General features: G+C 43.7%; 26 protein-coding genes and 1 pseudogene. 14 read left to right on the top strand and 13 right to left on the bottom strand.

Going from position 1 to position 22431, the window contains the following annotated elements; translation table 11 throughout:
• Positions 1 to 326 precede the first annotated feature (326 nt).
• Positions 327 to 677 carry a DUF3147 family protein gene (locus ACHFJ9_RS07130; RefSeq protein ID WP_005392525.1) on the bottom strand — a complete coding sequence of 117 codons (351 nt, stop codon included), beginning with the start codon at positions 675 to 677 and terminating at the stop codon, positions 327 to 329.
• A 51-nt stretch (positions 678 to 728) separates the two neighbouring features.
• Positions 729 to 1804: pseudogene (locus tag ACHFJ9_RS07125) on the bottom strand (nickel/cobalt efflux protein RcnA).
• Between the two features lie 136 nt (positions 1805 to 1940).
• On the opposite strand from ACHFJ9_RS07125, the gene rcnR reads away from it, so the two are divergent.
• The 3 genes from rcnR (at position 1941) to ACHFJ9_RS07110 (ending at position 3762) form a co-directional block, all read left to right on the top strand.
• Positions 1941 to 2213 carry a Ni(II)/Co(II)-binding transcriptional repressor RcnR gene (gene rcnR / locus ACHFJ9_RS07120; protein ID WP_395354454.1) on the top strand — a complete coding sequence of 91 codons (273 nt, stop codon included), beginning with the start codon at positions 1941 to 1943 and terminating at the stop codon, positions 2211 to 2213.
• A 197-nt stretch (positions 2214 to 2410) separates the two neighbouring features.
• Positions 2411 to 3337 carry a zinc dependent phospholipase C family protein gene (locus ACHFJ9_RS07115; RefSeq protein WP_395354452.1) on the top strand — a complete coding sequence of 309 codons (927 nt, stop codon included), beginning with the start codon at positions 2411 to 2413 and terminating at the stop codon, positions 3335 to 3337.
• Positions 3334 to 3762, top strand: coding sequence for a hypothetical protein (locus tag ACHFJ9_RS07110; protein ID WP_395354450.1), 429 nt, complete (start codon positions 3334 to 3336; stop codon positions 3760 to 3762). The genes ACHFJ9_RS07115 and ACHFJ9_RS07110 overlap by 4 nt, the downstream gene beginning before the upstream one ends.
• A gap of 124 nt (positions 3763 to 3886) precedes the next feature.
• Here ACHFJ9_RS07110 and ppiC read toward each other — a convergent pair whose 3' ends face one another.
• Positions 3887 to 4165 carry a peptidylprolyl isomerase PpiC gene (ppiC, locus tag ACHFJ9_RS07105; RefSeq protein WP_395354448.1) on the bottom strand — a complete coding sequence of 93 codons (279 nt, stop codon included), beginning with the start codon at positions 4163 to 4165 and terminating at the stop codon, positions 3887 to 3889.
• 277 nt (positions 4166 to 4442) lie between these two features.
• On the opposite strand from ppiC, the gene ACHFJ9_RS07100 reads away from it, so the two are divergent.
• Positions 4443 to 5357: a chemotaxis protein gene (locus ACHFJ9_RS07100; RefSeq protein WP_395354446.1), complete on the top strand. Its 915-nt coding sequence runs from the start codon at positions 4443 to 4445 to the stop codon at positions 5355 to 5357.
• Positions 5358 to 5457: 100 nt separating this feature from the next.
• Here the strand turns inward: ACHFJ9_RS07100 and ACHFJ9_RS07095 are convergent, their stop codons facing one another.
• The 4 genes from ACHFJ9_RS07095 to hutW all read right to left on the bottom strand — a co-directional run bounded on the left by ACHFJ9_RS07095 (position 5458) and on the right by hutW (position 8582).
• Entirely contained in the window at positions 5458 to 5994 is a 537-nt protein-coding gene (locus ACHFJ9_RS07095) for an ATP:cob(I)alamin adenosyltransferase (protein WP_074189872.1), read from the bottom strand.
• A gap of 97 nt (positions 5995 to 6091) precedes the next feature.
• A complete protein-coding gene (hutZ, locus tag ACHFJ9_RS07090) occupies positions 6092 to 6622 on the bottom strand; it encodes a heme utilization protein HutZ (protein ID WP_139059240.1) in 531 nt (176 codons plus the stop codon).
• A gap of 56 nt (positions 6623 to 6678) precedes the next feature.
• A complete protein-coding gene (hutX, locus tag ACHFJ9_RS07085; protein ID WP_203347914.1) occupies positions 6679 to 7182 on the bottom strand; it encodes a heme utilization cystosolic carrier protein HutX in 504 nt (167 codons plus the stop codon).
• Between the two features lie 29 nt (positions 7183 to 7211).
• Positions 7212 to 8582: a heme anaerobic degradation radical SAM methyltransferase ChuW/HutW gene (gene hutW / locus ACHFJ9_RS07080; RefSeq protein ID WP_395354443.1), complete on the bottom strand. Its 1371-nt coding sequence runs from the start codon at positions 8580 to 8582 to the stop codon at positions 7212 to 7214.
• Between the two features lie 160 nt (positions 8583 to 8742).
• On the opposite strand from hutW, the gene ACHFJ9_RS07075 reads away from it, so the two are divergent.
• From ACHFJ9_RS07075 to ACHFJ9_RS07050, 6 genes are read left to right on the top strand one after another with little or no spacing between them, the layout of a single operon-like run.
• Positions 8743 to 9492 (top strand): energy transducer TonB, encoded by a 750-nt coding sequence (locus ACHFJ9_RS07075; RefSeq protein ID WP_109169152.1) that lies wholly within the window; start codon positions 8743 to 8745, stop codon positions 9490 to 9492.
• Entirely contained in the window at positions 9492 to 10190 is a 699-nt protein-coding gene (locus tag ACHFJ9_RS07070; protein WP_005392513.1) for a MotA/TolQ/ExbB proton channel family protein, read from the top strand. Before ACHFJ9_RS07075 ends, ACHFJ9_RS07070 begins: the two co-directional genes overlap by 1 nt.
• Positions 10187 to 10600: an ExbD/TolR family protein gene (locus ACHFJ9_RS07065; RefSeq protein ID WP_395354440.1), complete on the top strand. Its 414-nt coding sequence runs from the start codon at positions 10187 to 10189 to the stop codon at positions 10598 to 10600. Before ACHFJ9_RS07070 ends, ACHFJ9_RS07065 begins: the two co-directional genes overlap by 4 nt.
• Positions 10601 to 10628: 28 nt before the next feature.
• Entirely contained in the window at positions 10629 to 11498 is an 870-nt protein-coding gene (locus ACHFJ9_RS07060; RefSeq protein ID WP_237311258.1) for a hemin ABC transporter substrate-binding protein, read from the top strand.
• Between the two features lie 9 nt (positions 11499 to 11507).
• Positions 11508 to 12545, top strand: a complete 1038-nt coding sequence (locus ACHFJ9_RS07055) for a FecCD family ABC transporter permease (RefSeq protein ID WP_395354438.1) — start codon at positions 11508 to 11510, stop codon at positions 12543 to 12545.
• Positions 12545 to 13327: a heme ABC transporter ATP-binding protein gene (locus tag ACHFJ9_RS07050; protein WP_065645727.1), complete on the top strand. Its 783-nt coding sequence runs from the start codon at positions 12545 to 12547 to the stop codon at positions 13325 to 13327. The genes ACHFJ9_RS07055 and ACHFJ9_RS07050 overlap by 1 nt, the downstream gene beginning before the upstream one ends.
• 191 nt (positions 13328 to 13518) lie before the next feature.
• On the opposite strand, the gene ACHFJ9_RS07045 is transcribed toward ACHFJ9_RS07050, so the two are convergent.
• The gene (locus ACHFJ9_RS07045) at positions 13519 to 13980 is read right to left on the bottom strand and encodes a TetR/AcrR family transcriptional regulator (RefSeq protein WP_005392508.1); all 462 of its coding nucleotides are present in this window, start codon (positions 13978 to 13980) and stop codon (positions 13519 to 13521) included.
• Between the two features lie 607 nt (positions 13981 to 14587).
• Here ACHFJ9_RS07045 and ACHFJ9_RS07040 point away from each other — a divergent pair.
• Positions 14588 to 14887 carry a YfcZ/YiiS family protein gene (locus ACHFJ9_RS07040; protein WP_005375307.1) on the top strand — a complete coding sequence of 100 codons (300 nt, stop codon included), beginning with the start codon at positions 14588 to 14590 and terminating at the stop codon, positions 14885 to 14887.
• Positions 14888 to 14961: 74 nt separating this feature from the next.
• Here the strand turns inward: ACHFJ9_RS07040 and ACHFJ9_RS07035 are convergent, their stop codons facing one another.
• Entirely contained in the window at positions 14962 to 15234 is a 273-nt protein-coding gene (locus tag ACHFJ9_RS07035) for a YnjH family protein (RefSeq protein WP_046873765.1), read from the bottom strand.
• Positions 15235 to 15551: 317 nt separating this feature from the next.
• On the opposite strand from ACHFJ9_RS07035, the gene ACHFJ9_RS07030 reads away from it, so the two are divergent.
• The gene (locus ACHFJ9_RS07030; RefSeq protein ID WP_046873766.1) at positions 15552 to 16151 is read left to right on the top strand and encodes a hypothetical protein; all 600 of its coding nucleotides are present in this window, start codon (positions 15552 to 15554) and stop codon (positions 16149 to 16151) included.
• Between the two features lie 74 nt (positions 16152 to 16225).
• On the opposite strand, the gene ACHFJ9_RS07025 is transcribed toward ACHFJ9_RS07030, so the two are convergent.
• Positions 16226 to 17335, bottom strand: coding sequence for a 1-acyl-sn-glycerol-3-phosphate acyltransferase (locus ACHFJ9_RS07025; RefSeq protein ID WP_006742201.1), 1110 nt, complete (start codon positions 17333 to 17335; stop codon positions 16226 to 16228).
• 192 nt (positions 17336 to 17527) lie between these two features.
• On the opposite strand from ACHFJ9_RS07025, the gene ACHFJ9_RS07020 reads away from it, so the two are divergent.
• Positions 17528 to 18136: an AraC family transcriptional regulator gene (locus ACHFJ9_RS07020; RefSeq protein ID WP_395354434.1), complete on the top strand. Its 609-nt coding sequence runs from the start codon at positions 17528 to 17530 to the stop codon at positions 18134 to 18136.
• Positions 18137 to 18263: 127 nt separating this feature from the next.
• On the opposite strand, the gene ACHFJ9_RS07015 is transcribed toward ACHFJ9_RS07020, so the two are convergent.
• Together ACHFJ9_RS07015 and ACHFJ9_RS07010 are read right to left on the bottom strand one after the other, a co-directional pair.
• Positions 18264 to 18746, bottom strand: coding sequence for a hypothetical protein (locus ACHFJ9_RS07015; protein ID WP_006742203.1), 483 nt, complete (start codon positions 18744 to 18746; stop codon positions 18264 to 18266).
• A 14-nt stretch (positions 18747 to 18760) separates the two neighbouring features.
• The gene (locus ACHFJ9_RS07010; protein WP_048625315.1) at positions 18761 to 19294 is read right to left on the bottom strand and encodes a nicotinate-nicotinamide nucleotide adenylyltransferase; all 534 of its coding nucleotides are present in this window, start codon (positions 19292 to 19294) and stop codon (positions 18761 to 18763) included.
• 177 nt (positions 19295 to 19471) lie between these two features.
• Here ACHFJ9_RS07010 and nadE point away from each other — a divergent pair, with 177 nt between their 5' ends.
• A complete protein-coding gene (gene nadE / locus ACHFJ9_RS07005; RefSeq protein ID WP_006742205.1) occupies positions 19472 to 20302 on the top strand; it encodes an ammonia-dependent NAD(+) synthetase in 831 nt (276 codons plus the stop codon).
• Between the two features lie 82 nt (positions 20303 to 20384).
• Here the strand turns inward: nadE and ACHFJ9_RS07000 are convergent, their stop codons facing one another.
• Positions 20385 to 22202, bottom strand: coding sequence for a hybrid-cluster NAD(P)-dependent oxidoreductase (locus ACHFJ9_RS07000; protein WP_074189863.1), 1818 nt, complete (start codon positions 22200 to 22202; stop codon positions 20385 to 20387).
• Between the last annotated feature and the right edge of the window lie 229 nt (positions 22203 to 22431).

Raw genomic sequence — 22431 nt, 5'->3', positions numbered from 1 at the left:
TTCAATGTGATGCTCACGACAGAGCGTTAAGCCTTTCGCCTCTTATAACCAACACAAACTGTATTTTTAGCCTGTCTGGCAAAGCTAGACGTAACTTTGTAGCCACTGTATCTGCCTGATTACCGATAACTTTAGAATGAAGGAAGAAAAGTCTTCAAAACGTCACATTTCTACGAGGTTTGGCTGAAAGACAAGAGAGCAATCGCTAACTTCAAGTAAGCGGCCACACTAGCATCGAGAGTTAAAAAAAGAGTTCTAGTTAGAGCCTTGAAAATATAAATAAGCGAGCGCTTCGACCTATATTCTTACAATTCTCCTTTGCTCAATTAAGTTAATTCTATTCCAAATTCTTTGATAACGATGGTCACAATAAAGAAACAAACGATTGAAATAATGGCGCAAATTCCCAAAGAGAACCAAAACGAATATCGGCTCAGTAAGAAAGGAAAAACTAGAAACATCGGCAATGTAGGCAGTACATACCAAAAAGTATAAAACGCGTGGTTCGCGAGCTTTTCCTGACCTTGCCCTTCAATATACATCCAAATCAAAGCTAAAATAGTGACCGTCGGGAGCGCGGCAATCAGCGCTCCCGCTTTATCACTTCTCTTGGCAACTTCAGATATCAGCACCACTATTCCTGCGGTTAACGCGTACTTAGTAATCATCCACAACATGAAAGAGCTACCTTTAATAAACAAAAAGCGACGTAATAATTACAACAGAGCTTAGCTCATTAACGTCGTAAACCCGTGCATGCCCATATATACACCAACGGCGCTAATCAAGATCCCCGATAGATAAGGTGCACGACGAGCCACATCGTTCAAACCACTCCACTTCGATGTTGCTTTTTGAACGCCCACTGCCGCGACAACACCAACTGCAACTAAAGTTAACGCTAGACCAATACTGAAAGACACCACCAAGGTTGCACCAAGTGTCATGGCCTTAAGTTGCAAACAAATGAGTAAAACAGTGACCGCCGCCGGGCATGGTATAACCCACCCGTCAAACCAAACAGAAGTATTTGTCCATTGGTAACATCTCGATCGCCAAAGCGCTTTTGAATATCTAGAGCGTGAGCACGCTCATGAGCATCTTGGTACTCTTTATTCTCACCTTCCGAGTGGGAATCCGCATGAAAATGCACCTCGAAATCGTGGGTGTGATCATGGTGCCCGACCATCAACGTGACGAAAAAATCATCATAGGCTTCAATACAGGAGGCGGATTCCAAATAGCCATCGCGCTCAATAAAGTGATAAATATCAGAAGGCTGCCTGATTGCGTTAGGTAGCACTAGTTTAACGTTTTCAGCCGTTAAAGGCTTACCGTTAAGTGTGCGTAACTGAAAACGGCAGTGATGCCCTTCTTCTACGATAGAAAGCGATAGATGCCCATGACCAGTATCGACAACTTGCGTTCTCCAGTCTCGAGCTTGCTTATGAGCTTTGTGCCAAGCTCGCTCATCGCTCCACGTTCTCCAGAACATCCATAAACCCGTCGAAACGATAATTACCCCAGAGATAAGCTGCATCCATGGCTCCGCAGCTTCTGCAGTAAATCTTTGACTTATATACATCCCACCCGCAGCAATTATCCATACGATCGCCGTATGGGAAAGCGTTGCAGCCAGCCCCAACATAACCGCCTGCTTCACTGTTCCTTTTACGGCCACAATAAACGCCGCCATCATCGTTTTTGAATGTCCTGGCTCTAATCCATGTAACGCTCCTAATAAAATGGCGCTGGGTATAAAAAACCATCCATTACCTTGTTGTAATAATGCGACAAAATCCATTGTTATTCTCAATATGCTCTTCTAAAGTTGCCCTAAACTATACTCCCCCCCAGTATTTAATACTACCCCCCAGTATAAGATGAGTGCTACATTATCAGTTAGAATCTCGCAGTCAGTAACTTAAAGAAGATAAGTCATGTCCCATACAACCAGAGATCAAAAGAAGCTCAATACCCGTGTCAGCAAAATACAGGGTCAGGTGAGTGGTCTTAAAAAAATGCTGGAAGAAGAACATGAGTGCCAAGATGTGTTGCAACAAATCGCTGCAATTCGAGGGGCTGTAAATGGCTTAATGAAAGAGGTGATCAAAGGCCATCTCATCGAACACGTCGTATTGGAGGAAGAATTAGAAAAGCGTGAAGCTGATATGGAAGTTGTACTGAAAGTGTTGGACTCCTATATCAAATAACACGATTTCATGAATTTTTTGAAGTGCCATTATCGAATTTCATTAAAATAGATAACGCACGTCCTAAGGCGATAATTTGCAAATGCCTCGCTCGATATCCAACACATAAACATTTATTTTTTATAAGACTCGAGTCGCAACGAACATATTGCCTGCATAGTAAACTCCATGCATTTAAACTGTACATGGAGGTTACTATGCCTGGTGCTTTCGCACATATCACAGCGGTAAATGAAGCTTCTGCTAATAATGCATTGATGAAGTTAAACATACCTCGAGAAGCAAAAAAGGCTTTAGCTCAAAATAAACGGTATTTAGAGCTCGGTTGTGTGAGCCCCGACTATCCTTACCTTGCTCTAATGAATTCTGCGCAAAATAAGTGGGCAGATAAAATGCATTACAACCACGTTGGTAAGCTAATTGATGCTCTTATTCAGCAGGTAAAGGCCGCAGATAACGAACACTTTGAAAAAACCTTCTCATGGTTATGTGGCTTTGTAGCACATGTAGCAACCGATATTACTCTTCATCCTGTTGTTGAATTAAAAGTGGGCCCTTACGCAGAAAACGCCCAGCAACACAGAATTTGTGAAATGCACCAAGATGCTTATATTTGGCCGTCCAGGATGCAACTCGGAAGTATTGGCCTTGCAGATAGAGTCAGAGAAAACATCGGCAATTGTGTGGACCAGAGTAACAACAACCTAATAGATCCAGTTATTCGTACTATTTGGTCTAGTGCCCTTTCAGCCACTTACCCTGAATATGCTAAAGAATGCGAGCCTGACGTAAACGTCTGGCACGAAGGATTTCAATCCATTGTAGATAATGCTGAGGAGTCGCATCGCTTATTTCCTTGGGCGAGGCATGTGGCTTCTAAACTAGGGTTAACTTACCCGCTTCCAAACGAAGTTGACTCTACTTATATTCAGGATTTAGAAACGCCAGATGGTATTAAGCACTACGATGAAATTTTTGATAAGGCGATTAAGACAATCCAAATATTTTGGGAAAAGCTGGCAGCTACCATTTATGAAAACCAAGATACTGGCTTTTTTGAAAATTGGAATTTAGACACTGGCCGAAATGAAAGCGGACAGCTTAGTGCTTGGAGAAATCTATGAAGCTAATCATCGTTATCACCCTTCTTCTCTCATTGACTTCTTGCGCTAACAGCTCTCAATATCCTGAAGAGGTCATGTTTGATATGGCCTCGATTTTAAAAGATGTAGCCCAAGCTGTTGACGGTGAGCTCAAGTTTGGAGACACAGCAGGACTAACAGAGAAAGAAATATTCGAAAATGCGATATCAGCTAATCCAGCTCAAATCACCAAACTCTCACAGTTAGCTATCGATGGAAACATTTCTAATTATCGAATTCTTTCAGAGTTTCAAGGTAATAATGCAGTTATGTTGATATGTGACGGGGATACAGCACTAATGGAAGATGCAGGTTGCAACTCAGAATTTGATAAGATCTATTGGGACTCCCCAAAACCTTACTCATGCCAAATCAAACTTGATGCGGCATCTCTTTGTACTGATTAACAGTAGGGAAAATAGAGGAAATTTATGAGTAATACATGGCTTTAACTTATGCCTGTCATGTATTACTCACAATATGCAGAAACAGGTAATATTTAAAAAGCTCAAGCTTACCTGTAAGAAATCACTACGTTCTGTAAAGCACTTTTACAACATGCCAACCGAACTTGGATTTGACTAGGTGTGGCGTCAGAACCTCGCCAGAAAAGCACACTTTGTCGAACTGAGGTACCATTTGACCACGGCGGAACTCACCAAGATCACCACCGCGCTTGCCTGACGGGCAAGTGGAATACTTCTTCGCTAGTGTCTGAAACTTTGCGCCTTTTTTCAGTTGCTTGATAATGTCTTCTGCTTGCTCTTTGTGCTTCACAAGAATATGTAATGCGGCTGCTGTATTTGCCATTGATCTATCTCTCACTATTCTGGTCGCGCAAGTGTACCCAATCCCTTTTAACACGCCAAACATTTCTTGTTTATACCTAGGCGACTTCAAGGCTCAAATACATGGGACTATAAAACTTTCGGCATAACAAGATTAAAATACAACCAAGTTTTGCTCAGTTAATCACTATTCTTTAAGAGATTGTCTAAAAAGCTCACATTTGTCTCTCCGATGGTTGAAGCCTTCGTCTGATAAGATTAGATTAGACACAATTCGGTGGTATTTATAAGGTTATTTCATGGCAAAAGTCGTTAGTAAAGCGAATCAATCTCAGGGCATGTTGATGTTCAAACTCACCCTGCAACAGCGTTTCGCGATAGGCACGCTAAAAGTCCGTGAAATCGTTCCGTATATGCCAACCACGAAGATCCCTTACTCGCATCATCACGTTATTGGCACCGTCACAATACGTAACTTAACAGTGCCTGTTATCGACATGTCAGCGGCTGTCGGCTTTCGTCCTATCAGTGAAGAAGAATACAAAAATTGCTACTTGATCGTGACAGACTGTTTGCGAACCGTGGTCGCCTTTATGGTTCGTAGTATTGAGAAGATCATTGAATGCGATTGGAAAGCCATTGAAACCCCACCAGCGAGCGCTGGGAAAAATATTTTCGTAACGGGTATTACTCGCTACGAAGACAAAACGGTTCAGATGCTGGATGTAGAACTGCTGCTTTCCAAAATTTATCCGCAATACGAAAACTCAAAGATCCCGATGCTGACAGATGTTGAACGTGAGCGCCTAAAAGCATTAAGCATTCTTTTGGTGGATGACTCTTCCATCGCTCGTAAACAGCTGTGTGATGCTCTTGATAGTATCAATATCGGATACCAAATTTGTAAAAATGGTTTAGACGCATTAGAGCTGATGAAAAGCGAGGCTGAGGCTCATCGACCAATCGATATTTTGGTCAGTGATATTGAGATGCCAGGGCTTGACGGCTACGAGTTAGCATTCGAAGTACAAAATGACTCCGCTCTTAATCACTCATACCGCATTTTGCATACGTCGTTATCGAGCGAAATCTGTGTAGACAGAGCTCACCAAGTTGGCGCACACGAGGCGCTTGAGAAGTTCAATGCTGGTGAACTGATTGAAGCCATGCTGCGCGGTGCAAAAGAACTAGAAGCCAAAGCTATGGCTTCTTAAATCTTAACTAAACAGCCAAGAAACAAATTGTCGAATATGGTGTTTTGCGGCTATTTTTTCGCGCAGAAGCTTTGATGTTCGCAGCTGCTAGTTTCTCAGGTCACTTCTTTGGCATCGAGTAACTACGAGATACAAACTCTGTCTCTTCGACTTGATTGATGTGATTAATATAAGAAGCCAAGCTATAAAGTACATTCGCCAATAAGTTCGCGTAACGAAATAGAATGGGGGCAGGTTGCTTCTTACCTGCATGTTCGATCGCAACTAATGCTCGTACCGTTTTTTTAGCTTGGCAACGGCACAAATGCAATTGACTGGATGCAGGGTGCCCTCCGGGTAGAACGAAACCTTTGAATCCACCATCAATGCGTTGCTTAAGCAAGTCATAATCTGCCTTTAGCTCTTCAACTTCCGCTTCTGTAATCGCTAGCTTTCCGCGAACCGAACCATTTAGGTGATAAACATTAGGCTGCATTCTTGTCAGTATGTCGCGGCTAAACTCGTCCAGATCCATCGCGAGAACTAAACCAATACGACTACAAAGTTCATCAGCCGTGATTTCAAAGTCACAAACCGGACTGTCCTCGTAAATAAACGGATAGCAAATCTCGCTCAATTCCTTGCTCACAGGCTTCATGCTTTTGTTCCAATATAAAAAAGGGAGCCAGTATAACCTAACTCCCCTTATGCGTTCATTATTCCGAATGATCGATATTTACATGACCGATTTACAATCAAGCACTTTCGATTTTCTTGTGACCTTCTTGAAGGTGAACAAAATCTACTAAATCATCACCAGACACTTGATACGCCTGACCAAAGCCTTTAACAAATAGCCCCGATTCTGGCTTTAAGTTAAACAACACGAAATCCTCTAGTTGGCTGAGACCATCAATTATCTCCCCAAAACGTTCTTTCATTTGTCCAACAACTTGGTGCCACATCTCCGTGTCACGCTCAACCATATTTGCCACAGCATCAAAAGTTAAGCGCTTACGAGCAAACAACTGCTTTGAAGATTCTTCATCTTCGATCATCATCAAAGAAACGTTTGGATTTTCTAGGAGGTTACGAGCATGACGAGCGATTTTAGAAATGAGTACGAAGTAACCTTCCTGATTTTGGACATAAGGCGCGTAACTTACATTAGGGCGACCTTCTGCATCGACAGTTGCAAGCTGAAGCGTACGACGCTCCTGACGAAACTCTTTGATCTCTGGCCCTAAACGACCTTGCAAACGCTCTTGTTTAACTTGTTGATCCATAATGATACCTGACTTTACTAATTAGTATTCGAGTTGAGCCTCGATTATGTTTGTGATTACTTTTTCAATTCGGCTTGTAGGGCGCGGAATGCGGTGACTTGATCTTCAAGTAGCTCGCGCTTTTCGTTACGGCCTAAATAAACTTTGAAAATATTGCTTCCGCACTCAGAGAAAAAGCCAAAATAGTGACTCTCTCTACCCATAAACGGTTTGCTGACCAACGCTACATTTTTAACATTATCTAGCTTCAAGTGACCGTGTAGCTCACCTTCTCTGCCCATTAAATTGTAATAGCCACGCGCCACTTTTCCTTTTGGGAATGGCGCTTTGACTTCAAAAATAGAGCCAAAAGAGTGAACAATAGTCGTCACCGGGCCGAAACCAACCAAACCTTCTAGAATGCTCTGTGCTTGCGCTCCTGGAGCGATGGCCACCATTTCCTGCGGCAAAGCCGCAACAACCTCAAATTCAGAAATACCGAGGCGTTCTGCCATTGCTGCTGGCAATAATTTCGGTTCTTGCTCTAGTAATGCTTCAACTTGTTGTTTGATTGATTCCATATGTTTTCCGTCTTTGTTCAATTTTTTCATTAATTATTGGATACTTTCGGTACGGTTTCATTCATCTCTGACGCAAGTACCTGAATACAACCTTGAGCCAATGAAACAGCCCAGAAACTACCAGCAAGAGTAAGAAGTAGGCTGCGTTCATGCAGTTCCACTAAACCTTTTTGCTGCCACACTTTAAATAGAGGCATTAAAAACCCGAACGTGTCCTCCCCCATAAACGATGGCAGTTGGTTCGCCTGAACGATACCGCGATCAAACCCGGATTTGAGTGCAGCAAATAGTGGCTCTAGAGGGCTTTGCTTCATCATCATAGCGATGGTGCTTTGCCCTTCTTTGATGGCTTTAATATAGGTCGCCAATGTTCGATGTTGCATCATTCCGTAACCACCGATATTACCTCCAGCGCCACAGCCAATTGGCAGTACCTCTGCATATGTCTTGGCTAAACTGTTGTATAAACTACGTTCACGGTTATCGATTGCCCAATGGTTCACACTCAGTTGCTTCATATGGTGTTTGGCCATAAAGTTCACACCGAGCTCATACATGCCTGCTTTTTCTGGCGTGGTAGCTGGTGGGGGGATTTTTCCTTTTTCTACAAGGTTAAGCATGGGTGCTGAACCACCGACTACCAACTGATATAAGTCCAACCCGTGTGCGCCAGTCGAGAGAAAATCATTTAAATCTTGCTCTAACACTTCTTTGGTTTGATAAGGCAAGCCGTAGAGTAAATCGATAATGACAGGAATTTTGTCTTCGTTGGCAATCTCGCTAACTCGCTTGAGCACATCTTCTCTATCATCTAATCGTTTCGCGCTGCGACGCACTTGTGTATTAAAACTTTGCACACCAAAAGAGAAACGATTAAATCCACCGTCTCGAGCGCCTTGGTATAGCTCATCAGAAAAACGGTTGATGCGACCTTCTAAGGTGATTTCACAATCCGCAGCCAAAGGAAAGTGATCATGAACCACCTGACCTAACACGCGAACCTGTGCTGGAGACAGATCCGTTGGCGTTCCACCACCAATATACACAGCATGGAAAATACCGTTTTGTGTCCAAGGCAATGCAGCTTTCTCCTTGAGCTCCTGCATCAGTGCGTCAAAGTACTCATCAACCAGTGCGCGGCTCGCAGCATTTTGAAAGAAGTTACAAAAGGTGCAACGTACGCGACAAAATGGAACGTGAATATAAAGACAACGTTTATTGGTCGCTTTAACCGAGTTAGCGGTAACGCTTGAAAAAATCGCCTGCTGCTGAGGTGGAGGTACAGGCACGCTCGCTCCGCCAGCGTGTGCCGAATGTTTCTTAACAAAGGCAAATCGCAATGGGTCAGGGCTATCGCTTCCCAACACTGATTCGTCAAATTTATCGATATCGACGCTCATATATACTCGCTTAGCTCCCACCATATAAGGGGTAGAGGCCGGTCTTTAAAAATCTGCAAGAATCATAATTTGAGCGTAATGATAATGCAATTGATAATTGATCTTATTTCGTTTGTGGGTAATAATCTGCTCAAGTTTTCATAGTTTCCCGAGATATTCCGTGAACGTACAAAGATATGTCATTGCAGGAGGTGCTTCCCTTGCCATCCATGCCGCACTTCTTTTTGTTTCTCAAGAAACGAAAGTGTTCGCGATGCCTGCTGGAAATCCAGCAAGTTCGGTAAGTTTAAACCTTGTATCGGCACCACCACCTACCGTCGAAACATCCACGCCAGAAAATGTGGCGCCACCAAAAGAACCGCAGCCTCAGGAGCAGCCTGAGCCGGAAAAGAAGATCGTAAAGAAACAGGTCGTTAAGAAAGACGCTGTCAAGAAAAAGGTAGTGAAGAAAAAAACAGAGCCGGTTAAACAATCTAAGCCTAAGACGGTGGAACCAGCCAAAGCCGTAACAAAACAAGAGAATCAGCCCGAAGCCAAACCGAAGAAAAAAACGGAACCGGCGAAGAAAGAGATGGTCGCTCAGCAAACCGCGCCAGCGAGCCAATCCAAAGGGGCAACGTCTCAACCTATTTTGGTCGACAAACCTACGTTTGTGAATCAACCAACTCAGCCTCGCTACCCAAGATCTGCACAAAGACGCGGTATCGAAGGCGTAGCCTTATATGAAATATGGCTCGATGAAAATGGCAATCAAATTAAACAGGTTTTGATTGAGTCTTCCGGCACAAAATCGCTGGACGCCTCAGCGCTTCGTGCCATCAAACAGTGGCAATTTACACCACATATTTCGGGCGGGCTAAAAGTGGCTCACCGAGTACAAGTACCTGTTCGTTTTAAGTTGGATGGATAATGGAACAACTACAAGAATTACAAACTCAACTTGGCCTAATGACATGGCCTTTGATCATTTGCTCAGCCCTCACCGTCATGATCATTACCGAGCGGTTATTCCACGTTTTGATTAGCCTTGGCGTAGGGAAACGAGCCATTCGCCAAAAACTCATTGGGTTAGACCCAACGAATGGAAACGATCTTGAGACGCTTGCAGAAGAATTGTCGCATAAGCGACCGCTCCTTTATCGTGGCGTTGCCATGTTGCTTGCCCATCACTCTTTCTCAAAGTCTCTAAGAGAAGATGCCGCAGGCATTTGGCTACAAGAAAAACGTCATCAGCTGCATTCTGGCCTTCGCTTACTGACGTTGATTGGCGTCATTAGCCCTTTGATTGGTTTGCTTGGTACGGTACTTGGCTTAATTGAGATGTTCAAAGGCATCGCTGTCTCAACGGGGAATATCACCCCGAATGATTTGGCAGACGGTCTAGGTTTGGCCATGCGCACTACTGCAGCAGGTCTTATTATCGCCCTTCCTGCGATTTCAGGAGCACAAATCATTGGTTTGTGGGCGGATCGTGTGATCGCCAAACTCGAACACACATTAAACTATGTCAACTTATGGCTTGAAGGTATCTCTCTGCAACACGTGTCGCCAGACAATTCAACATTAGCAGTGCGCTCTTCTGCAAAGGTCGAGGCAGAAGCACAATGATTAAAACGCCACAAGACAACACTCGTAACGACTTAACTCCTGATTTAACACCGCTGTTGGACATCATTTTTATCGTAATGGTTTTCCTGATGTTAACTGCAGCGGTCAAGCTCGATTCATTAGATGTCAATTTACCGAGTACAGAATCTCAGACCGTTGCAAATGTCGATAAGCAATCCATCACGGTAAATATTCTCAAAGACGAGCCTTACTGGGCCATTAACGGCAAGACATACATCGATTGGGACAACTTTACCCTCGCGCTGCTAGAAGAGAGTAAATCAAGCGATAAACCGATTGTGATTGGAGCAGAAAAAACCGCGAACATTCAGTCGCTAGTTCAACTTCTCGGCTTTTTGCAAGAAAACGGAATTCAGGCAACTCAGTTACTCACTGAAGAGCCATCATAAAAATAAGTAAGATAGAGATCCTTTCAAAATGAAGAACACACGTGCCACCATTCATGCTGTTGTTACGGCAGCCATTTCCCTACTTGCGAGTAGCCAACTTTTTGCCAATGAAACACCATCATCAGAGCGTGTTGTTAGTGCAGGCAGTGCCGTCACTGAACTGTTGCTTGAACTCGACGCCAAAGATAGCTTGGTTGCTATCGACGTAACCAGTCAGTTACCAAAAGGCATGGAGCTGCCTAAAGTAGGCTACCATCGCCGCCTTTCAGCAGAAGGGTTGCTCGCCTTACGTCCGACAAAAGTCATTGGCTCTGATGAGATGGGACCGAAAACGGCATTGAACCAATTAAAAGCAGCGGGGGTAGATGTAGAAATCGTCAATACCGATGCCAACGTTGAGGGCCTTTACCAACGTATCGATCAAATTGCGAACCTTATGAATCGCCAGGCTAAAGCGGAAGATTTAAAGCAAGATGTGAAAGCACAAGTTCAAGCACTCAATGCAAATCAACCTGCTCAAGCTCAGAAAAAGAAAGTACTGTTTCTACTCATCCATGAAGGTCGACCTGCGAACGTTGCAGGATCAGAAACCACACCCGATGCAATTATCCAGCTAGCAGGAGGACAAAACCCAGCTGCTGACCAGCTGTCTTCTTACAAGCCTTTATCCACAGAAGCCATGGTAGAGATGCAGCCTGACGTTATTCTCGTTAGCGGTCGCAGCTATGAAACGCTGGGCGGTGCCGATGCGATTTTAAAAGCAATGCCACTTCTCGCCGCAACACCTGCGGGAATGAATAAAAATATCATCACGATTGACGGTCACGCCCTTGTTGGTGGTTTGGGTCTTAAAAGCCTTGCAGAAGCCGAGCGTTTGAATACGCTGCTTTACCCATAGAGACATGGCATGTTGTTAAGACGTATCTCCCTTTCAACGACGTTATCCGTACTTAGTGGCTTTTTAGCATTTGTTGCTATCGCCTCTATTACAGTAGGTCCAATGAGCATTAGTTTCACTGACAGTTTGCGTAGCCTAACAGGAAACAGTTCTGATCTCGCTCCTCACATTCAGTTGGTGATTAATGAGATCCGATTACCTCGCACCATTTTATGTATGTTCATCGGGGCTATTTTGGCGATTTGTGGCGTGGTTATGCAGGGCTTATTCCGTAACCCGTTGGCCGAGCCCGGCATCATTGGCGTGTCTGCTGGCGCTGCTCTTGGTGGTGCATTCGCTATTGTTGTATTTGCTGAGTTTAGCCAAAACTATCCTCAATTGATGAACTTAGCTGCGCTGCCTCTTTTTGCTTTCCTAGGTGGTGCGTTGACGACCATTCTCGTTTATAAACTCGGCACAAGTAAGTTTGGTACCTCAGTTACGATTATGTTGTTAGCTGGTGTCGCCATCAGCGCGCTTTCAGGAGCGGCGATCGGTTACATGAACTTTATTGCTGATGATCAGATGCTACGAGATCTAACACTTTGGTCGATGGGCTCATTAGCTGGCGCAAATTGGTCGGGGATAGGCCTATCCGCTGTCACGCTGGTCGTCCTATTATTCTGGTTCCAGAAAAAATCGATGGCGCTGAATGCTCTTCTGCTAGGGGAATCAGAAGCAAGACACTTGGGAGTTCCGGTCCAAAAACTCAAACGACAGCTTATTTTGCTCTCTGCATTGGGGGTTGGTATTACGGTGAGTATTAGTGGTGCAATTGGTTTTATCGGGCTCGTGATTCCTCACTTAGGACGCATGCTAGCAGGCCCCGACCATCGAACGCTACTGCCAATCTCTGCACTCATGGGAGCGCTGCTTCTTACCGCTGCTGATATGTTTGCTCGTATTGCCGTGGCACCAGCAGAATTACCCGTCGGTATCGTGACCGCCTTGATCGGTGCGCCCTTCTTCATCTACTTATTGTTCCAGCAGAAAGGGAAGATTTTGTAATGAACCAGATCGTTTTATCGGGTAAAAACATTTCGATGAAATATGGCAAGCGCATTGTTCTCGATGACATCAATATTGATATCCGAGCTGGTGAAGTGACCGCCCTACTCGGCCCCAACGGTGCGGGAAAAAGTACTTTGCTCAAGCTTCTGTGTGGTGAAATCTCTTCAAATCATGACATCGCCTACTTCGGTAAACAAAAGCATGATTGGGAGCCTGAAAAAAGCGCAAAACACATTGCGATGCTCCCACAGCACAGTACGTTGACCTTCCCATTTTTAGCCAGAGAAGTGGTCGAATTAGGCGCGATTCCGCTATCGCTGTCCAATAAAGAAACCACTAAGTTAGCTTTACATTACATGAAACAAACCGATGTAATGCATTTGGCAGAAAGCCTCTATCCATCTTTATCTGGTGGCGAAAAGCAACGATTACATCTAGCACGCGTGATGACACAGCTACACCAATCTGGCGAGGAACGAATCTTGATGCTTGATGAGCCAACCTCTGCGTTAGATCTCGCCCACCAACACAACACGTTAAAGATTGCTCGTGAGGCCGCGAAAATACAGAACGCCGCAGTCGTTGTCGTGTTGCATGACTTGAATTTAGCCTCCCAGTACGCAGACCGACTTGTACTTTTGCATAAGGGAAAACTGGTTTGTGATGACACACCATGGAATGCACTGACGCCAGAGCGCATTGAGCACGTTTATGGCTACCGCTCCATCGTGACAAAACATCCAACTTTAGACTTTCCTCAAGTTCACGCCGCCGCTTAGCGTGTATCTCTTCTGAGCCGTCTCTTCTGCTTTCCAAACGACAAAGGCCCGCAATAATCATATTGCGGGCCTTTGCTTTGATATTTAATCGAATCTTGGGCTCAAAAGAGCGGCGAGAAAATTACTGTGTTCTGCCTTGGCTTTACAACCAAAGCAGCAAACAAGTGTTCATCTAGCGCTCTCAATTGCGATTACTTACTCATTTGGATCAATGAACGACCAATCAACCACTCGAGCTCTTTGTCACCACCTGCGCCAAACTGGCTTTCAACCATTTTGTATAAACGGTCAATTCCGTTAGCAGCAAATTCTTGCGCATTTTCGGCCGTGACAATGTGATGGAATAGCAGTCGTAAAATCGCGAGGAACTCAGCATCTTCCAGTGCTTTAATCCAACTTTGTGAAAATGCACTTAGCCCTTTATCAAACTCTAGGTGTTCAATAAACATTTTAAAGATACGGCCATCCAGTGCGGCGGTGAAGTCCGTTTTCTTAGGGAAGTGATGGCTAATACCGGTACGAGATATACCTGTCTGCTGACTTAGAGTCGTGTACGACATTTTGTCGTAACCTAGTCTTAGTAGCTGATCAACAACGGCATCCATGATCTTTTGGATAGTGATTTCGGTATCTTCTTTACTACGCTTTGGCATATTTTAAGCTCTTCTCTTTGTAAATCCATCTAACTCACTATTAAATGAGGCCAGAATGAAATCATTCTTAGCATTATACCCAAGTTGCCCAAGGCACTTCGTTAAGCGAAACCTAAAAATTGAACCGCTAACACCTGCGCATTAAGGCCATTTGGATATATGTACTGCGACTACTTAATATAAAGTTAAGTTCCAAATCATAACGTCTTTACACTGCGTAATGTGCAATTTGCAGTTATGTTTTTGTCAATACATGCTACTCAAAATAAGGCGAAAAGTTAGTCTCATCAAAACCTTGCGCCAATTATTCATCAAAACTATTCAAAGACCAAGAATGATAATTATTAAAAATAATCAATCAAGAAATAGTCTTATAAATTGTCCATTAGTTCAACTGGGCTGAGCGAAATCTCGTCACTATGTTCGTTAATTGATTTTAAATGTTGATATATATCACATTAACGTTCTTGATGATTTAGTAATCCAATCTTTAACCCTTACTTAACAAGCGCCTATTCTGTTCTTTTTTTATTCAAAACTCGTCATTTTTGTAGATACAGATCAAATACCTGATAGAATACCCTTAGTATTTACAAGAGGATTCGTTATGAGTGTCGAATTAGAAAAAAACCAAGTATGTGAAGCTTGCGGCTGCGCAGGCGAGATTGGCTTCATCATCAAAGAAGGTGACGAAGTTGCCGACGTAACGGTTTTCGCACAGACAAAAACAGAGCTAGAGTCTGAACTACAAAAATACATTGAGCTCGCTAAATCAGTATGTGCTGATGTTGAATACAATGTTTCTGAAATAACAGAAGAGTCAAACCAAGCGACGGCTCGATTCAAATTTGAAGTAAGTGCTGAAAAGCTTATCTTTGAATTAAAAACTCGCTCACTCGCGCGTTAATGGAAAAAGCGAGCTCTGTGCTCGCTTTTTTATTTTTCCGTTATCCTAATATTAAACAGACCGTTTTTTGGCGTTTATTTATCTTTTTTGAATACCACCCACTTTAACGAACCATTCGTTTCAAAATCGTTCTCAGCTGTACACATCAGTAATACACCCTCAACATTAATCACGGCTCCGGTGGTGTAGGCTTTATCATCGTAGTAACAGATACGCTGACCTACCTTGCCGTCAGCGACCACCAGCGCTTTGCTTTCTGGCGTACTGTATGATTTAGCAAAAGCGGCCCCAGATAGTAGTACTGCTACAACACCAGCGACAAAAATAGACACTCTTTTTAACTTCATGAAAATCTCCCTCAGACGCTCATGATACTAACAAGGACGCTTGTTCAGTTCTTGGCAGAACCTCATATTCTTCATATCTCTACTGATATTTTTCTCACATTTACTTTTAAATAAACTATATTATCAATCACTTAATCATTCCCTAACTTGCACACTGAAGCAACTCGGCATCATGAGAGCGTGTATGCTTTCAGATAAAGCCCTAATTTGAAGTTCTTGGGCTAAAAATCAAAAACTGTTAACAAAGTATGCATAATAAGTCTATTTAAGTATAAGATGAGCACTTAAGATCTCTATGTTTAACTAAGTCTCTGGCTATGCGTATTGTTTCCCTTTTCCTTACTTTGATGCTGCTCTGCTTCTCATCTTACGCATATGAGCTAGATTACTACTCTAAGTTTGGTCACACCGATAATTACGGTAATCTTGATCTACGAAACAAACCTTACACCCAATTACCTTCTGGGTTAGTGGTCAAAGGCAACTTAAATATCTCGCAAACCCCGATCAAAAAGCTGCCTAAGGGGCTTGATGTTGGAGGCAGTTTGGAAGCAACCAACAGCGCGCTCAAAACCATTCGCTCAGGTACAAAGATAAAAGGTTATGCGAATCTACTGGGTAGTAAGATCGAAAGCTGGCCTAGGGGCATCAAACTCGGCGGTTATCTGAACTTGACGGATACACCATTAAAAACGCTCCCAGCTAAACTTCGAGTCAAAGGCGATTTAAGTGTTATTCGCACTCCTATCTCTGCTCTTCCTGAAGGATTGGTGGTTGATGGTAACCTTTATATAGGAGGATCCGCGCTACAAGTATTTCCAGACACGATGACGGTGAAAGGGAATATCTTTTTAGGTGGTAACAAGATCACCAAGTGGCCTAGCAATTTAACCCTTGGCGGGGCTGTTGCACCTTAAAAAGCAGACAAGAAAAAGCCCCGGGAAACCGAGGCTTTAAGGCGTTCATAATCCATCAAGTTCAGTGATGAATATTACTCTTGATTGTTCACTGGGTTGGCATAGCTCGCCACCAAATAAGGTCTTGCCCCTTCAGGTAACTGCTCCAATTTATCCGCGAGGTGACGCTTCACCGCCTCTGTGATGATGCTTGAATCTTCGCGTCCAGCAGCTAGCAAGTTGATTGGGTACAACTTGTAGTTGTTGTGAATTTGGCGGTCGATTTCGCCGGCAAGAGATTCTGGCGTTTCAAACTCTTGATCAATCACATCACCAAACGCGACATGCACACGGCCTTTATAACCAATGATGCCCTGAATGATGCTTTCGATATCTTCAAATTCACCTTTTTCATAACGGCCATTTTCTGCTTTTTCGTACAGCTCTTTTGCTTTGGCAATGTCACATGGATCATTTTCATAGGCAATCGAGACAGGAACGATTTTCAAAGAACGCGTGTATTCACCAAAGCTGATCTTCTGCTTGCGGCCTTCAACATGGAACATTTTTAAAATCGCAGGATCAGTAAAGTCGTTTCCATCTTTGGCACGACCTTCCTTTTGGGCAATCCAAATTGAATTACCGGTATCAAGCGAGTGTTTAATGTAGCTCGACAGTTGTCCTAATGCTTTCATCATTTCTCTAGGCGCCTTAGCAGAGCGCTTAACGATGAAGCTTTTATTGAGTCGCATCAATTCTGTCGCACATGGTTTCTTCAACAGGTTGTCACCAATCGCAATACGAACCGTACGGTGCCCACTTTGGTACAAGCCATAGTTTACTAGCGCAGGGTCCATCGCAATATCACGGTGGTTAGAAACGAATAAGTACGACGTGTTTTTATCCAGCTTATCCAAACCAGAAAAAGTGACGCCATCCGTTGTCTTATTCAATGTATCTTTCAGATACTTCTTCACTTCAATCTGAATCGCTTCTACAGAATCAAGCTTGCTCCATTTAGCTTTCAGGTAGATGCGCAGGATCGGGCTCATTAGCGTTTTAAACCACGCTGCTTTATTAGCAAAGCGATGATCGAGAATAGCAGTGATAAATTCATCATCTTGGATTAGACGATCCAGCGCTGCTGGAATTTCTTCGTCATTGTAAGGACGAATTTCAATATAAGGATCGGTATTGGCAGTCATTGTTCATTACATATCAAAAAAAGCTGACACATTTTACGCATAGTTTTGCTGACAAGCAGCATTTCAACCCATACTTTTAACATGGTCATACCAGTTATGGCTACAATTTCTCATGCTAAAAAATTCTCTCAGCTGGTTGGAATCGTATAGGTTTAACGTTACCCTTAGCGCCAAAAAACACTGGTACTCATAATGAACTACGCAATTGAATTTCACGACGCTAAATACCCCTTTCTTGAAGTAGCTGCGCGCAAAAAAGCACTGAAGCACAGTCTGCTGTCTGTCGTCGAAGGGTTAGCCGTCATTAAATTGGGTAAGCAGGAGTATGCCATTGAACCAGGCCAATATTTTTGGATTCCTCAAGGATGTTTGAGCTCCCTCACCTTTTTACCTAATTCTCGTGTATATCGTTGTGATTTTTCTGTGCGTTTAAATGATGACTTCTCACAACAAGCAGGGTTTGTGAAACCTTCACCGCTGCTAAAAGCCCTCGTCGAGAAACTAGCAACAACAGCCGAGCACTCAGATCTGCAAACCGATCTGCTGACGGTAGTAAGACATGAAGTATTGACTCTCTCTCCTAAACTAGCGCACTCAACGTTGACAAAAACCATCAATCAGTGGACCCCTGGCTGTGACATGGACATTTCTAAAGAGCTGTGCTTGGTACTCACACTCCGTGAAGCAAGAAAAATGAAGCTGTCGGGAAAGAAAGAAGAGCAGATTGTCGATACGCTTTTTGCGGGTAACACAGAAGAATATGAGCAACTTTGCTTTTTGGTCTTTGGAGAAGCGCTATAAGTCGCACTCTAACGAGCCATCTTTTCAGTATTACGCAGAGTAACGCGCGCAGAAAATAGAGACTCAGATAAAAATAAAAAGGGCGTACATGGATGATGTACGCCCTTTTTATGTTCGCTCAAGGTGACTAGAAGGGAACTTCAATCTGCATCATCCAGTCAGCGTCGTAATATTCGTGCCAACGATAATCAAATCGCATTCTTGGCTGTCCGTCGGATTTATCACCAAAACCCACGCTAAACATCAGGCCATGACTACGGAGCCACTCTTCTGTGTCCATTTTGCTCTCTTCGTCTCGGAGCTCTTCCGGCATCCAAAAACCAAGCCCAAAATAATTCTTTTCTAGATTTTGGGTTAGGAGTGGTGTGTCTTCCGGCTTAATCGCCCACTCTTCCCAATAGTTTTCTGTTGGCCCTTCGAATTTCGCTTCCGCAGCATACCAAATCAACGCATCCGTACTTAATACGCCAATGGAATCTAAAATTTCTTCACAGATAGGAAGGGTGTTATCTTCAAACACAACAGAACGATCAGAAAAATAGTTACACGCAGAATGAGCTTGTGTTACCACAAGCAGCGCACATGCACTAAATACGGCTAATCTGACCATGAAAATCTGACCTCTCAGTTCCCAGATAATGTTTCTTTGTATAAGCCTTCGTTAAGCAACAATTCACAGACGGACGGGGTTGTGTAGGCGTTTATGTCTTCACCCGTAACCAATGCGTTACGTATATCCGTGCTTCTGACTTTTACTTTTTCAGGGCACGCCATAACAGTCCAACGTTCCATAATCTCTTCTGCTCTACTAAATTTAGCAAATTTGAAGAAATTATCAGGACCTATGACAAAAGTTATATCGGCTGTTGGGTAGATTTCTTGAATTTTTTCTAACAACGCATAGGTTGTCACACTTTGTCCGGGTTGGTACAAAGCTTGCTCTGCATCAGAACGCCGAACATTAGAAAGTCCCATATCTTTGATGAATGCATCAACCATTTTGCACCGAGTTGGGTAATCGAGCATATTCTTGCCCCAAGCGTGTGCAATGCTAGGTTCAAGTAGCACAAGGTCAAAGTGGCTCAATGACTCAATAACACTTTTGTGCCCTAAACTAGGTGGGTTAAATGCACTACCAAAAATGGCGATTTTTTTCATATCCGGTGATTACCTGGTTGAAGAGAGTTTTCTAATCTGCTGATTTCGGTATGATACTACTAATCTTTACAGCTTTTGACCCTAAAGTCGTGTTTATCAGTCTCAATTGCATGGTTTATCACCATTTGAGCAAGCGGGCTTTGGTGTCTGAAATATTTGCAGGAAAAGGAACCCTAAATGGAACAATCCATCCGTGATGAAATGCGTGTACTCCCTTCAATTGATCCGCATTTTGAAATTGAACGCCGTATTGCTTTTATTAAGCGTAAGCTACAAGAAGCAGGTTGTAAGTCACTGGTGCTTGGCATTAGTGGCGGTGTTGACTCAACCACGTTAGGTCGCCTTGCCCAGCTTGCAGTAGAACAATTGAATGCGGAATCTGGTACTGACAAATATCAGTTTATCGCAGTACGTCTGCCTTACGGTGAGCAAAAAGATGAAGATGAAGCGCAACTGGCACTCTCTTTCATCAAGCCAACACACTCTGTGTCTGTGAACATTAAAGATGGTGTTGACGGTTTGCATGCGGCGACTGATACCGCGTTGCAAGGGACGGGCCTGCTTCCGACTGAAGCCGACAAAATTGATTTCGTAAAAGGTAACGTAAAAGCGCGAGCTCGTATGATTGCACAATATGAAATCGCTGGTTACGTTGGCGGCTTAGTATTGGGAACAGACCACTCAGCAGAGAACATCACCGGTTTTTACACTAAGTTTGGTGACGGCGCGTGCGACCTTGCCCCTCTATTTGGTTTAAGCAAGCGTCAAGTCCGCGAGTTGGCTGCAACATTAGGCGCACCAGAACTACTTGTTAAGAAAGTACCAACGGCAGATCTAGAAGAACTAGAGCCGCAAAAAGCAGATGAAGATGCTCTGAACTTAACTTATGAACAGATCGATGACTTCTTAGAAGGCAAACCCGTTCCACAGCAAGTGAGTGATCGTCTGGTAGCGATTTACAAAGCAACGCAGCACAAACGTCAGCCAATCCCGACGATTTACGACTAAGCGATATTTTCCGTTCACTTTTAAACTCAAAACGCTGCTAAAGTTAGCAGCGTTTTTATTGAGAACCGGGGAGCCTTCTCGCTTAGTTTGTTACCGTCACGTCCGTCTCTGGAACAGCACAACACGCCAATACGGTTCCCATCGCACGTTCCTCATCTGTCAACGCAGGCACGTCCGGATGATGTACTTGACCCGACGTAAGCTGAACCTTACACGCTCCGCATAAGCCAGCACGGCAGCTATTGCTAACAACCTTCCCTGCGTCTTCAAGCTGATCTAACAACGTTTTCTGATTATTCCCTACAACTTTCGTCCCATTAAAATCGATCGCTATGCTCTTCTCTGGTCTTGAAGTGACTGAAGATACGCCAAACGCTTCTTGATGGTAGTTTTCTTCTGGCAGCCCTTTTCTTAGTAGGAGATTTTTCGCTTTCTCCATAAAACCATCAGGACCACACACAAACACTTGCCGCTGTTCAATATCTTTGATTTGCTTAATGTGTGACAAACTTAAACGCCCTTTTAACCCAAACCAATCAACGGCAGGCTGCGTCAAGCAGATTTTCACTTCTAGCCCTGGGTGCTTACGCTTTAACTGCTCCAACTCAGAGCGACAAGGAATATCATTTTCGGTACGACATTGATGGTAGAAAACCACGTTCTCCAACTGATTATGATCCGCTAAGTAACGTACCATCGATAGCATTGGTGTTACTCCACTGCCTGCAGAGAGTAACAATAGAGGCTGCGCTTCATGAGTTTTTAGGTGGAACTGGCCATCAGGTTGTTCTGCCTCTAAAACATCACCGACTTGTAAATTGTCTAAGAGCGAATTAGAGACTCTTCCACCTGCAATACGCTTAACAGAAATAGCATAGCGACCCGGACGAGACGGACTGGATGATAGCGTATAGCGTCGACCCACTTTCTTACCATCAATATTCACCTCTATTGGCAGGTGTTGTCCTGGCAAGTAATTAGGCAAAGAACCTTTGTTTGGTTCTAACCATAAGGTCACAAAGTCTTGGGCGATTTCCTCACGCTCAACACATGTTAACGTCATGCGCACTGGCGAGTTATCCGCGTAAAACTCCGGTTCTTTGTATTCCAGCACCTCAACTTTATCGCCTTGACGAATAATGCCCTCATTTCGCGCGACAAGATTCTGACCAAAGAATACTCCACCGACATCGTTTGCACGGAACTGTTGCAAGGTCTTGAGCGGCTCTTTGCTCTCACGGAATGTGCCTCTTTGGGTATTCACCGTAGTCAGGATACAGCGCTCGCAAGGTTTGAGAGACTCAAACTCTACCTCACCGATTCGTATGCGCTTCCATGAATCTTCTTCAAACGGCTTGGTATCAGAGACCACTAAGTTAGTACGGAACTGATCCATAGAGTGTTGCTCAGAGCTTCTTCGGTTCAGTTCATCAAGGGAAGCCTGGCTAATCACTAACACCGGATAACCATCGGCAAAGCTAACGTTTTGACCTAGCTTTTCGCGGACACGATTCGATTGCTCACCACTAAACAACAACTCAACGCGCTGCCCCAACACACGACTAAACCAGTCATCTGCATCATCTGTCGTGGTATAGGCAGTAAACGTATCTTTCCAAACCGTTGCAGGTGTCTCCTGCATTTTGAAATCTTGGTAACGGATTTTAAGTGGCTCCATCCCCAAACTACTAAACACCACTCCATCGGACAATAAGGCAGACTTAATGGTTACCATTTGCGGATACTTTCGCGCAGTGATCATCGAGCCATCAGCTTTCGCAATCATAAAGCGACGATCGAAGCTCAATCCTTGCTTCTCAACCCATACGGACGACAGCGATAATCCGCCAACTGACTTAACCGGAAAAACATTAATTTGGGATAAAACGGATTGCGACATGGCCTTCTTCCTACGGGTGTTTTTTATTTGTTGCGGTATTGTATACTCAAATCACATTAAGTTGCAGAGTCTGCTCTCTCTTCATCCATCGCAACTTTCTAGAAACCATATTCTTATAAATTTGGTTTGAGCGACAAGTATTTACTACACTCAACATTCGCGTTTTTTAACACCGTTCTGACCAAATACCGTTTGATAAAGTGTGATACGGCACACATAATTCATCTGA

This window comes from Vibrio sp. D3 (assembly GCF_043995865.1).
GTDB lineage: Bacteria > Pseudomonadota > Gammaproteobacteria > Enterobacterales > Vibrionaceae > Vibrio > Vibrio diabolicus.
Note: the sequence above shows the minus strand (reverse complement) of the source record. Positions and strands in the feature narration are given on the sequence as shown.